General features: G+C 46.5%; 15 protein-coding genes, 2 tRNA genes and 1 other RNA gene. 1 reads left to right on the top strand and 17 read right to left on the bottom strand.

The annotated features are described in order from the left end of the window. The 15 genes from GX019_11480 to GX019_11410 form a co-directional block, all read right to left on the bottom strand. The coding region (locus tag GX019_11480) for an ABC transporter ATP-binding protein (GenBank protein ID HHT37775.1) at window positions 1-714 on the bottom strand (714 nt) is incomplete at its 3' end. Between the two features lie 78 nt (window positions 715-792). Continuing rightward, window positions 793-1,389, bottom strand: a complete 597-nt coding sequence (recR, locus tag GX019_11475) for a recombination protein RecR (GenBank protein HHT37774.1) — start codon at window positions 1,387-1,389, stop codon at window positions 793-795. Beyond that, window positions 1,389-1,715 (bottom strand): YbaB/EbfC family nucleoid-associated protein, encoded by a 327-nt coding sequence (locus tag GX019_11470; GenBank protein ID HHT37773.1) that lies wholly within the window; start codon window positions 1,713-1,715, stop codon window positions 1,389-1,391. The genes recR and GX019_11470 overlap by 1 nt, the downstream gene beginning before the upstream one ends. 11 nt (window positions 1,716-1,726) lie before the next feature. Further along, a complete protein-coding gene (dnaX, locus tag GX019_11465; protein HHT37772.1) occupies window positions 1,727-3,310 on the bottom strand; it encodes a DNA polymerase III subunit gamma/tau in 1,584 nt (527 codons plus the stop codon). A 39-nt stretch (window positions 3,311-3,349) separates the two neighbouring features. Further along, an RNA gene (ffs, locus tag GX019_11460) (signal recognition particle sRNA large type) lies at window positions 3,350-3,613 on the bottom strand. Between the two features lie 62 nt (window positions 3,614-3,675). Then, window positions 3,676-3,876, bottom strand: a complete 201-nt coding sequence (locus GX019_11455; protein HHT37771.1) for a DUF1657 domain-containing protein — start codon at window positions 3,874-3,876, stop codon at window positions 3,676-3,678. Window positions 3,877-3,975: 99 nt separating this feature from the next. Further along, a tRNA-Ser gene (locus tag GX019_11450) sits at window positions 3,976-4,067 on the bottom strand. A gap of 24 nt (window positions 4,068-4,091) precedes the next feature. Continuing rightward, a tRNA-Ser gene (locus tag GX019_11445) sits at window positions 4,092-4,182 on the bottom strand. Window positions 4,183-4,186: 4 nt separating this feature from the next. Beyond that, on the bottom strand, window positions 4,187-4,642 hold the full coding sequence (gene tadA / locus GX019_11440) for a tRNA adenosine(34) deaminase TadA (GenBank protein HHT37770.1): 456 nt from the start codon (window positions 4,640-4,642) through the stop codon (window positions 4,187-4,189). Window positions 4,643-4,746: 104 nt separating this feature from the next. Then, entirely contained in the window at window positions 4,747-5,028 is a 282-nt protein-coding gene (locus GX019_11435; GenBank protein ID HHT37769.1) for an alpha/beta-type small acid-soluble spore protein, read from the bottom strand. Between the two features lie 118 nt (window positions 5,029-5,146). Beyond that, a complete protein-coding gene (locus tag GX019_11430) occupies window positions 5,147-5,416 on the bottom strand; it encodes an alpha/beta-type small acid-soluble spore protein (protein ID HHT37768.1) in 270 nt (89 codons plus the stop codon). A gap of 135 nt (window positions 5,417-5,551) precedes the next feature. Next, window positions 5,552-5,737: a ferredoxin gene (locus GX019_11425; GenBank protein HHT37767.1), complete on the bottom strand. Its 186-nt coding sequence runs from the start codon at window positions 5,735-5,737 to the stop codon at window positions 5,552-5,554. Between the two features lie 25 nt (window positions 5,738-5,762). Continuing rightward, window positions 5,763-5,924, bottom strand: coding sequence for a rubredoxin (locus tag GX019_11420; protein ID HHT37766.1), 162 nt, complete (start codon window positions 5,922-5,924; stop codon window positions 5,763-5,765). A gap of 42 nt (window positions 5,925-5,966) precedes the next feature. Further along, window positions 5,967-6,437 (bottom strand): OmpH family outer membrane protein, encoded by a 471-nt coding sequence (locus GX019_11415; protein ID HHT37765.1) that lies wholly within the window; start codon window positions 6,435-6,437, stop codon window positions 5,967-5,969. Between the two features lie 11 nt (window positions 6,438-6,448). Continuing rightward, entirely contained in the window at window positions 6,449-6,886 is a 438-nt protein-coding gene (locus tag GX019_11410) for an Rrf2 family transcriptional regulator (GenBank protein HHT37764.1), read from the bottom strand. A 227-nt stretch (window positions 6,887-7,113) separates the two neighbouring features. On the opposite strand from GX019_11410, the gene GX019_11405 reads away from it, so the two are divergent. Then, window positions 7,114-8,637, top strand: coding sequence for a Ppx/GppA family phosphatase (locus GX019_11405; protein ID HHT37763.1), 1,524 nt, complete (start codon window positions 7,114-7,116; stop codon window positions 8,635-8,637). 8 nt (window positions 8,638-8,645) lie between these two features. Here GX019_11405 and GX019_11400 read toward each other — a convergent pair whose 3' ends face one another. Together GX019_11400 and glgP are read right to left on the bottom strand one after the other, a co-directional pair. Beyond that, window positions 8,646-9,122, bottom strand: a complete 477-nt coding sequence (locus tag GX019_11400) for a GAF domain-containing protein (protein HHT37762.1) — start codon at window positions 9,120-9,122, stop codon at window positions 8,646-8,648. An 86-nt stretch (window positions 9,123-9,208) separates the two neighbouring features. Continuing rightward, on the bottom strand, window positions 9,209-10,912 hold the full coding sequence (gene glgP, locus GX019_11395) for an alpha-glucan family phosphorylase (GenBank protein HHT37761.1): 1,704 nt from the start codon (window positions 10,910-10,912) through the stop codon (window positions 9,209-9,211). Window positions 10,913-10,917: the final 5 nt, after the last annotated feature.

Raw genomic sequence — 10,917 nt, 5'->3', positions numbered from 1 at the left:
TAAGCCATTTGTCTGCAGCCGAACTTTATACTCCTGCCTTAACTCCTCCATTAACTCACCTACAGCACCGATCCTGACAATTTTTCCTCTTACTATAAAAGCAATTCGGTCACAAATTCGCTCCGCCTCTTCAAGATAATGGGTGGTAATAAAAATGGTTGTGCCCTGCTGCTTAAGATCTAAGATCAATTCTCTGATTTGTCGTGCACTTTCAACATCTACACCAGTTGTCGGCTCGTCCAAAAATAGAATCTTCGGTCTGTGAATTATTCCGGCGGCAATGGTTAGTTTGCGTTTCATTCCTTTTGAATAAGCTTTGAACGGGCGGTCAGCTGCTTCCGTTAAGTTAAAGAGTTCAAGCAGCTCAGCTGCTCGCCTTTCTCTCTCTGCCCTGCGCATTCCGTAGAGTGAACCGCAAAAGCAGAGATTATCAAAGCCGCTCATTTCATCGTATAAGTTATTTTCATCAGGCACAACGCCAATAATCTTCTGCACAGCCTTGATCTTCTTTACCGCATCCAATCCATCAATCAAAATTTTTCCACCAGAAGGCCTGGACAGACCAATCATCATGTTGATAGTAGATGTTTTTCCTGCTCCATTAGGACCTAAAAATCCAAAGACTTCACCTTGATCTACACTGAAGGAGATGTCGTTAACAGCCGGAACATCGCCATACACTTTCGTTAAGTTTTCGATGGAAATAATTCCCATAATAATCACTCATCCTTCTATAAAAAAACATGGTCTACAGGGCTGTTCCCTAATAAACCATGCTTCTGCTCAGCAATATTACAGCTCCCGCCTGCCTTCAAGGGCTTTTGTAAGCGTTACTTCATCGACGTACTCCAAGTCTCCGCCAACCGGCATTCCGTGAGCAATTCGGGTAACTTTAATATCTAAAGGCTTAATCAGGCGGGCCAAATACATAGCAGTTGCCTCACCTTCAACATCAGGATCTGTTGCCAAGATTACTTCCTTAACAGGTCCTTTCAGCCGCTCAAGCAGCTCCTTGATCCGCAGCTCGCCCGGACCAATCCCTTCCAGTGGTGCTATAGCACCATGGAGGACATGATACAAGCCTTTAAAACTTTGGGTCTTTTCCAGCGCAACAATATCCCTGGCACCTTCTACCACACAAATCGAGCCTTGATCGCGGGCTGGATCACTGCAGATGGCACAAGGATCAGTATCAGTAAGATTATAACACTGGGAACAATAGTGAATCTTTTCTTTGGCGTCAATTATCGCTGAAGCCAAGCTGCGGACATTTTCTTCTGATTCCTCTATCAAATGAAATGCTAACCTTTGAGCAGTTTTCGGCCCAACACCGGGCAGTTTCCGCAGCTCATCGATTAATCTGGACAAAGGTTTTGCATATCTTGCCATTAGAATAATCCTGAGGGCATTCCTGGAATATTAAGTCCACCAGTGACCTTCTGCATCTCCTGCGCTGCCAGATCCTGAGCTTTTCTTAAAGCTTCGTTAACAGCAGCTACTACTAAATCTTCCAGCATTTCCACGTCATCGGGATCGACCGCGTCTGGGGCAATTTTAATAGCAACAATCTCTTGAACTCCGTTGGCAGTAACGGTAATAACCCCGCCACCGGCAGTAGCATCCACTGTTTTAGTTTTTAGTTCCTCCTGAGTTTTGGCCATATCAGCCTGCATTTTTTGAACCTGCTTGAGCATCTTCTGCATGTTCATACTCATACTCCACCTTTCTAATCTTCCTTGATCTTAATTATCTTGCCGCCAAAAATTTCCAGGGCTGCGTTCACTGCGTCGTTGTGTTCTGCTTTTGGCTGCTCAATCGTCTGCTCCTGGTTATCCGGGGCATTATCCGGCTGCGGCTGCTCTTTAACATCACTCATAATGCATCTGATCGTAAGAGGACAGCCAAACATTTTTGACAATGCCCGCTCGGCAGGTTCTCGATGTTTATCCTGTTCGATGCTGGCTTTGTGAAACCCTCTGCCCTGCGGGAAGCCTATAACAACTTGATTGCCCTCAATTCCAACGGGATAACCTTCCCGCAGAAAAGCTTCTGGTTGGATCAAGCGTTCGTTGCGGAGAAGATTGAGAAACTCCTGCCAGTTAGCTTGAATAGTCTTTAATTTGTCCGGATCATCACTCACCGGATTTAACACAATTTGCTGAGATTCCTCTTTTGGCTGGCGCGCAGCATCAGCGGTTCTGATCCCGGTGCGCTCCAGCTCTTGAAGCTTTTTCTCTAAAACATCAACCCGTTCCTGCAGTTTTTCAACCAGCGATTCCGGCTGAATCAAGCGGAGAACAGCTAGCTCTAACGGAACATTGTTATCCCGCACATAGCGCATATCCCGCTCACATTCAGAAAAAACAGCCATAACTTTTAAAATTTGATCGCTGTTCCATTCTATGCCTATGTCTGGTAAAACGGTTTTATTTACAATAGCTTTTCTTAAATATGCCAGAATATCCCTGACAAATTGACTCAGACTCTTACCATCTAAGTACAAGTCTTGAATCTGCTGAAAAAGCTCTGCGCCATCCCGTTGATTCAATCCCTGCAAAAAGCTGATAATCCGCTCCCTTGTCGCAACACCCAAAACAGTACTGACCACTTCTACGCTTAAATGGTCGGAATATGCCAAACATTGGTCAACAATGCTCAAGGCATCGCGCATTCCGCCATCAGCGTGTTCTGCGATAATCTCCAAAGCATCCGGATCTGGCACAACGCCTTCTTTACTTAAAACAAACTGCAGATGATTTTTGATGTCTTCGGCCGGAAAGCGCTTGAAATCGTAACGCTGACAGCGGGAGAGAATAGTTGTTGGAACTTTCTGAGGATCAGTCGTAGCAAGAATAAAAACCACTCGTTCCGGTGGTTCTTCCAATGTCTTCAAAAGCGCGTTAAATGCATCGGTGGTCAGCATATGTACTTCGTCAATGATATAAACCTTATAAAGACCGTCTACCGGCGCGTACTGCACCTGCTCCCGCAGCTTGCGAATTTCTTCAATACCGCGGTTAGATGCTCCGTCTATTTCAATTACATCAAGAGAATTTCCCTGGGTAATACCAACACACTGTGGACATTTACCACAAAAATCAGCCGTTGGCCCTTCAACGCAGTTCAGTCCTTTAGCAAACAAACGGGCCAGCGTTGTTTTTCCTGTTCCCCTCGGACCGGAAAATAGATAGGCATGGCTGATTCTACCTGTATTCAAGCTGTTCTTTAAAGTTCGCACAATATGCGCTTGTCCGACAACCTCATCGAAGCTCTGCGAGCGCCACCGTCTGTACAGCGACAGATAAGCCATTTGGATACCCCCAGGAGGAATTTCCGCAAAATAAAAAGGTCGTGCACCTATCCTCGAAAGGATCTTCCAGGCGGCACCCAGTCAGTTAGCTCGGACCAGGCTGCCTTGCGGCACATAAGAGGATTTACTTACCGCTGCTTCCTTCCGGACCTGACGGGGTTCGTAAAGTCTTATTGCGCAAGACCCAATCGTCAACACCACTTAACTAGACCAGACCCTACAAGACCAATCCTCAGATAGGAATTCGACCCCGCTATAGCGGTTTGCGGGTACAGGGCACCGCTACCTCCCCGTCTAGCACGACACCTACATTTTATCCGATCCGAGCACTCATGTCAAGGTGAGCGAACTGCTAAAATAACCCTTCAGCGGTACTGCGGCTCCTCATCTTTGACATGACCTAGGCGTCCTTTTAGGCGTGGAATCATTTCATCAACCGCCTGTGACATGGATTCAAACATGTCACTGACGGCAGGTTGATCCGTTTCCAACGCGTGCATTTTTAACTGGCTGCTGAGGCTTTGAGCATCTGCAATTGTTTTTTCCAATCTGTTTTTTACAGTCACTTATTCACCTCCCAGAAATTCTATCCCTACTAGTTTAACCAGAATCGGTCCCGATAAAGCAAAAAACAGCAGACCCATTAGTCTGCTGCCTATTTTAAATGGCGGAGAGAGAGGGATTCGAACCCTCGAGAGGCTTATCACCTCTACACGATTTCCAGTCGTGCCTGTTCAGCCAACTCCAGCATCTCTCCATGTATATTATTAACAATTTTTTCTGGCGGAGAGGGTGGGATTTGAACCCACGGGACACCAAAGGCATCCAACGGTTTTCGAGACCGCCACATTCGGCCGCTCTGTCACCTCTCCTTATCTATTTATTCCGTTTCCGAAGTCCCGCAAAAAAATCTTTCAGCATTTGACTGCAGGTTTCCCGACAAATACCGGCAGTCACCTCAACCCGATGGTTTAAACGCTCATCTTGAACCAAGTTCATCAGTGAAGAAACAGCGCCTGATTTCGGATCGACAGCACCGTATATCAGCGAATCGATTCGGGCGTTAACTATCGCCCCCGCACACATCGGGCAGGGCTCTAATGTAACATACAACCTCGTATTTGTCAATCTCCAGCTGCCTAAAAACTCAGCGGCAGCCCGGATAGCAATCATTTCAGCGTGAGCCGTAGGGTCACCCAGGGTCTCCCGCTGATTAAATCCGCGTCCAATAATCTGGTCGCCAAGCACAACCACCGCTCCGACAGGAACTTCGCGAAGCTCAAGTGCTTTTTTCGCCTCAATTATTGCTTCTTTCATATAAATTTCATGCATTGGAAACCTCACACTATATGATTATACAAAAAGTATAGCAAAAAAGTCAAGCTCCAACAAGTAATTTGCTGGAGCTTGTAATTTATTTCCATAATTATCGTTTATTATTGAGCCGAAGGGCCCTGAGGTCCTCTTGGTTGAGCATCTGGCTCCAAACCGAATCCACCCTGCTGATTGATAAGTGACTGCTCAGCAGCAGCGATCATCCGGCGAACCATATGTCCACCCACAGCACCGCACTCACGGGAAGAAATGTTTCCCCAGTATCCTGATTGGTACTCAGGATTGATCCCCAATTCGCTTGCTACTTCGTATTTAAACTTTTCCATTGCCTGAGCAGCTTCAGGAACCACCTTGCGGTTTCTGCTCTTGCTGCCTCGTGCCATTATGTCACCTCCTTCGGTCTCCGGTAATAATATAACCGCATTTCAAAGCGTTTAACCTGGTAATATCCCGCAAAAAAAGCAAGGCAGCCCTCCTGGGCTGCCCATTCTTATTTAATTGTTAGCTTTGATTTGGCTCCTGCGGAAAACCACCGCGGAAGTTTGGCTGACCACCCTGACCGGCGAGCGACTGTTGAGCCGCAGCGATCATGCGTCTTACCATATGTCCTCCCACTGCACCGCATTCCCGTGAAGAGATATTGCCCCAATAACCCGATTTGTACTCCGGATTAATGCCTAATTCAGTTGCTACTTCATACTTAAACTGATTCATGGCTTGGATTGCTTGCGGTATCACAACTTTGTTTGAAGTACTTGAACCTAATGCCATGCAAGTTCACCTCCTTAAGTTCCGGTGCAATCTTAATGTACCCGGTATGCACCGAATATAAGCAGGTAATCTGCTGGCTCTTCTACCAATTGAGACCTATTATGCCAATAAAAAAGCCCCTAGCGGGGCCGAAAACTACAGAGAAATTGCATCAGTTGGGCAGGAATCGGCTGCTTCTTCACAGCATCCAGCTGCAGCGCAGTCGGCTCCTTCCTTAACAACGGCTAAATTGTCATCGTTCATTTCAAAAACGTCCGGACAAATCTCTGCGCACAGGCCGCAGCCGATGCAGAGATCATGATCAACACTTGGATTAGCCATTATGTAGAAATTCCTCCTTTAAATCTTAGCTGAGCTTCTCAAACATATCTTTCCCTACACCGCACTCTGGGCATACCCAATCTTCCGGCAGATCTTCAAAAGCTACACCCGGTTCAACACCTTGAGTTGAATCGCCCTCTTCTGGATCATAGACATAACCACATACTGTGCATTCCCACTTTTCCATACTTCTTCAACCTCCTCTTTTTTTTGTATCAACCTGTCCCTCTTATTCAAAATGCTGGCGAATGTAAGATGGAACAGAAATACCGTACGCCCGATACATTTCTTCAACAACGGATTTAGTCAGATCAACCCCGCCATAAATTACCATGGTATTGACCAAAACAACATCAATCTGTTGCTCCTGTGCTACTTTGGCAATGTGCTGATTAAGAGAATTAAGGATATAAATGCGTAAATCCTCCTCAAATTGAGCGACTAGAGAACTATAGTATGCGTATAATTCGCTGATTTCATTTTCATCAGCCGCCTGCTCCATTTTTTGTTCAAACTCACTGTTGTATTCCAGCACTGCCTGCTGATACTCTTGATTTTTCAGAGGATACTCGGGATGAGCAGAAAAAAGGAATTCATAATCAACAAATCCAATCTGCATCGCTGCAGCTGCTGTCGACCAGAAGCTGGTCAGCAGCAAAACTAGAACAGTTAATCTGGCAAACTTGTTCCTTCCTGCCATGTCTGTGCCTCCTATTGATTAATGCGATTTTCTTGGCTTTCCTGCTGTTTTCTGATCTCAATCAGATCAGTTAATGTGGTGTTGGATAATACTCCAAGCATAGCTTCCTGAGCCTGTTTCCAAACTGGATGCAGTGGGCATAATGCTTCATTAATGCATTCAGCTTCTGAAGACAAGCAGCGTGTAATCGCAATCGGACCTTCGATGACTTCAACAATTTCCAGCACACTAATTTTGTGAGGATCACCAATTAACCGGACACCTCCACCAGGACCGCGCACACCTTCAACCCAGCCTTTGCTGCCTAACATGGCTATGATCTGAGGCAAAAAATTGGCGGGGATATTCTGGCGGAAAGCAATTTCTTTTGAAGAAATAAACTGACCGGGATTCATCGCTAACTCAAGGAGGGCACTGATGGCGTATTCAGCCTTTTTGGTTACTTCCATCAAATAACCTCCTCCCCCTGTCTTGAATACAGACAATTATTACTTCTTTACTAAATTATACCCCTCGCATTCTCCAATGTCAATAAATAGTCTTAATACTGCTTTCTGCTTGCAGGCGCATAAACCAACAAGTATAATACTATTAATAGAAATAATGTTGCTATTTTGCCGCCATTTTGTTAAAATACGGTTAACATATCTTTAATAAACTCAAAGGAGTTATTCGTATGGAACGCATCGGTATTATTGACTTGGGTTCGAACTCAGTCCGGCTGGTAATTGTTGAGGTCGATGATCACGGCGCTTATTACCAGCGAGAGAATCTGAAAGAGACAGTTCGACTAATTGCAGATATAGACGAGAATGGTATTCTGTCAGAAAAAGCAATGCATTATGCAATCGAAACGATCCAATTATTTATCCGTCTCTGCAAAGCGCGGCGCGTTGACCACATTATTACGGTGGCCACAGCTGCCGCTCGACAGGCTGCTAACCGCCGCATCTTTATCGACCGCATCAAAAAAGAGACCAATCTTGACTTCAAGGTTTTATCCGGAGAAGAGGAAGCTTATTACGGCTACCTCGGCACTGTTAATACCATGCCCCAAACTTCCGGATTGATGGCAGATCTTGGCGGAGGTTCCTTAAAGCTGGTCTCCTTTATGGACCGCATGAAGGAAAACAGCTCTAAACTGCCGTTCGGTTCAGTGAGCTTAGCCAGGAAATACAATACGATCGATAAGCCGGATCCTGAAGACCTGCAGCGGATGGAAAGCGATCTAACCAATGCGTTTAAAGCTCTACCTTGGGTCCAGGGCAGCCATCCCATCATTGGTGTGGGTGGTACTTTTCGCTCGCTAGCTCGGGTTGTGCGCAAATCTAAAAACTATGTTCCAGATATAACCGATGCTTATGAGCTAAATTATAACGATGTGGTAACATGCTATCAGCGCCTATCCCAAATGACGCTGGAAGAACGGTTAACTGTCCCCGGATTAGAACGAGCGCGGGCTGATATCATTGTTGCCGGTGTTGCCGCCATTAAATGCTTAATGGAAGTGAGCGGCCGTCAAGATATCATTATCAGTACAACCAGCATTCGGGATGGACTGCTGTACGAGTACCTCCATCGGTATACGAAGGACCCAATCGTCCTAAGCGTTATCACCCATCATATCGACAATTTGATCACCTATTACAAGCTGGAAGAAACACACCTGCGCAGAGTCTCAAACTTAGCTGTAACACTATTCGATCAGCTCTATCCGCTCCATAAGTTAAACGGATTTGAACGCAGATTACTGCTGATCAGCAGCCTGCTTCATGAAATCGGCAGTGTAATCGATGTGGAAGGGCGGGACAAACATACCCTTTACATGCTTTTGAACGCACCGGTTCATGGATTAACCCATCGAGAAAGAGTGATCGCCGCTTATGTTGCCGCATCCCACGACGACCTGTTCTTGGCAAACATCGAGGATTATATCACCAACGGTCCTCTCACTCCGGAAGACCTTGATTTAATCAAAAAGCTGGCCCTATTCCTCCAGATTGCCCATTCCCTTGACCGGAGTCAAACCGGTACAGTGACCAGAATCAGCGCGGAAATCCTGGATGATAAATGCCTGATTAAGGTCAGAGCGAAGTCCTCTGCCGAACTGGAAATTAACGATGCCAGACGCAAAGATAAAGCCTTTGCCAAGGTCTTCGATCTAGGTCTGTCCATTATTCGCAGTGACTCTTTTTACTAAACCAGCGATTAATCTGTGATATCCGGCCAAGCGATTTCGGATTCCAATATTTTCACAAACTGCTCAAGACCGCTTTGATCCAACTGATCGAAGCGGTTTATTATTGGGCTGTCGATGTCCAAAACTCCCCTTACCCTGCCCCCAGAGATAATCGGAACGACGATTTCCGATTGGGAAGCGGGATCACAGACGATATGTCCCGGGAATTGATGGACGTCCGGAACCAGGATTGTCTGCTTTTGAGCAGCCGCGGTTCCACACACGCCTGTCCCCAGGGCAATCCGGATGCAGGCTGGTTTACCTTGAAATGGACCCAGCACCAATTCTCCGCCTTTCATCAAATAAAAACCAGCCCAGTTGATTTTTGCTAACCTCTCATACACAAGTGCACTGGCATTTGCCAAATTAGCAATGGCGTCCGGTTCACCTGCGATCAATGCGGTTAAACTTCGATTCAGCTCTTGATAGAATTCTAATTTATTCATGCAGCATCACCTGTAGGGGGGTTTCTACGCAGGTGGGTAAATTCCTTTTATTTTAAAAGGCACCTGTCGCCAGATGCCTTGGAGTCCTATACATTTACAGTTTGAAGCGAATCGTGGGACTCAACTGACTGAATCGCTTCTACACTCATTATCTGCCGCTTTATGTCTCTTAAACTCACCGCCGGCTGGTACAAGAGATTATAATACTCGGTCAGTGTTCGGTCAGTAGTAAACCGGTTCACCGCCATAGCAATACTGTTATTCATCATCTCAACCCACCGCTTGCGGTTCTCATAATAGGTTGGAATAACCTCATTTAGCAGCACATCGTATAGATTGGCGGCATCAACCTGAGTCTGCTCCGGTCCCTCGTAGCCCCCACTGATCTGCCAGCCATTTTCGCCGTGGACGCATCCTTCCGGCCACCAGCCATCAAGAGTGCTCAGATTCAGCACACCATTTAAGGCCGCCTTCATTCCTGAAGTTCCGGAAGCTTCCAAAGGACGCTGAGGATTGTTTAACCAGACATCACAACCGGAGGTCAGCAGTCGTCCTACAGCCATATTATAGTTTTCGAGGAAAACTACACTCTCGGGGAAGCGCTTCACGTAGTGCATCAGATTTCTGATCACCTGCTTCCCCACATCATCCAGGGGATGGGCTTTCCCGGCAAATACCAGCTGGACTATGCGCTCCTTCAGCAGAGGTTCAATTATTTCAGGATTATGGAAAATCAACCCACTCCGCTTATACGCAGCAAATCTGCGGGCGAACCCGATAATCAAGTTATCCTGTTCTAACCGGATCCCGGTTTTATCTTCAATGAACTTGATCAGCTGCCGCTTGGCTGTCATATGCGGACGCCACACATTGCCCTGGGTCTGAAATATCTGCCAGATCTGCGGATGCTGCCAGCTTCTTTGATGTACTCCGTTAGTTACTGCAATAATGGGCGAAGCACCCATGTTGCCCCTCCACATAGAACGCGCTGTCATGCCGTGAAGCTGAGATACGCCATTGGCAATATAGCTTAAGCGCAGACCTGCCACAGTCATATTAAAAGGGTCTCCGCCAAGCTGAGCAGCCTGATCGTAGTTTAAGCCGTTATAGGCTCCCATAAACTGCAGCAGCTGATGGGAATGCTCCTCATTTCCTGCCATAACCGGAGTGTGAGTGGTAAACACAATCTGCTGCCGCGCCGCTTCCCAGGCATCTTCAAAACTCATTCCCCGCTCTATATTTTCGCGGATGAGCTCAAAACCGCTAAATGCAGCGTGTCCTTCATTCAAGTGATAAATATCAATATCTATATCCAGCGCCCTCAGCGCTCTTACTCCGCCAATTCCGAGGATCATCTCTGCCGCTACCCGATCCTGACCGTCGCCATAGTAAAGCTGGCGGGTCATCCATCCATGGCTGCTGTCCGGGGTATTAGCGTCCAGTAAAAACAAAGGAACATTGCCAAATTTTTCGGTCTTCCATACTTTGCAGACAACCTCTTCGCCCCGCACCAGGATCTTCACAGTCACACCGGTATCTTCCAAGTGTTCACGCGAATACTCTTGGGCACAGTCATAGGGATTGTTGTCTTTATCGATAAACTGATCTGTATACCCTTCGTCCCATAAGATTCCCACACCCACCATGGGCAGACCCAAGTCTTTGGCAGACTTCAATAAATCTCCCGCCAAAATACCCAGTCCACCGGAATATATAGGAAAAGTTTCATCCAAGCCAAATTCCATGCAGAAATATGCAACCCTAGGCTTGCGGTGAATTAAGGTCCCCATCACTT

It is taken from the genome of Bacillota bacterium, assembly GCA_012837335.1.
GTDB lineage: Bacteria > Bacillota > Limnochordia > Darwinibacteriales > DTU012 > DTU012.
Note: the sequence above shows the minus strand (reverse complement) of the source record. Positions and strands in the feature narration are given on the sequence as shown.

Bases quoted from the DNA above. Each gene is read 5' to 3' on its own strand.
- GX019_11435 (HHT37769.1), bottom strand. From the start codon at position 5,028: ATGGCACGAGGCAGCAAGAGCAGAAACCGCAAGGTGGTTCCTGAAGCT.
- dnaX (HHT37772.1), bottom strand. From the start codon at position 3,310: ATGGCTTATCTGTCGCTGTACAGACGGTGGCGCTCGCAGAGCTTCGAT.
- tadA (HHT37770.1), bottom strand. From the start codon at position 4,642: ATGCATGAAATTTATATGAAAGAAGCAATAATTGAGGCGAAAAAAGCA.
- recR (HHT37774.1), bottom strand. From the start codon at position 1,389: ATGGCAAGATATGCAAAACCTTTGTCCAGATTAATCGATGAGCTGCGG.
- GX019_11400 (HHT37762.1), bottom strand. From the start codon at position 9,122: ATGAATAAATTAGAATTCTATCAAGAGCTGAATCGAAGTTTAACCGCA.
- glgP (HHT37761.1), bottom strand. From the start codon at position 10,912: ATGGGGACCTTAATTCACCGCAAGCCTAGGGTTGCATATTTCTGCATG.
- GX019_11410 (HHT37764.1), bottom strand. From the start codon at position 6,886: ATGGAAGTAACCAAAAAGGCTGAATACGCCATCAGTGCCCTCCTTGAG.
- GX019_11405 (HHT37763.1), top strand. From the start codon at position 7,114: ATGGAACGCATCGGTATTATTGACTTGGGTTCGAACTCAGTCCGGCTG.
- GX019_11420 (HHT37766.1), bottom strand. From the start codon at position 5,924: ATGGAAAAGTGGGAATGCACAGTATGTGGTTATGTCTATGATCCAGAA.
- GX019_11470 (HHT37773.1), bottom strand. From the start codon at position 1,715: ATGAGTATGAACATGCAGAAGATGCTCAAGCAGGTTCAAAAAATGCAG.
- GX019_11415 (HHT37765.1), bottom strand. From the start codon at position 6,437: ATGGCAGGAAGGAACAAGTTTGCCAGATTAACTGTTCTAGTTTTGCTG.
- GX019_11430 (HHT37768.1), bottom strand. From the start codon at position 5,416: ATGGCATTAGGTTCAAGTACTTCAAACAAAGTTGTGATACCGCAAGCA.
- GX019_11425 (HHT37767.1), bottom strand. From the start codon at position 5,737: ATGGCTAATCCAAGTGTTGATCATGATCTCTGCATCGGCTGCGGCCTG.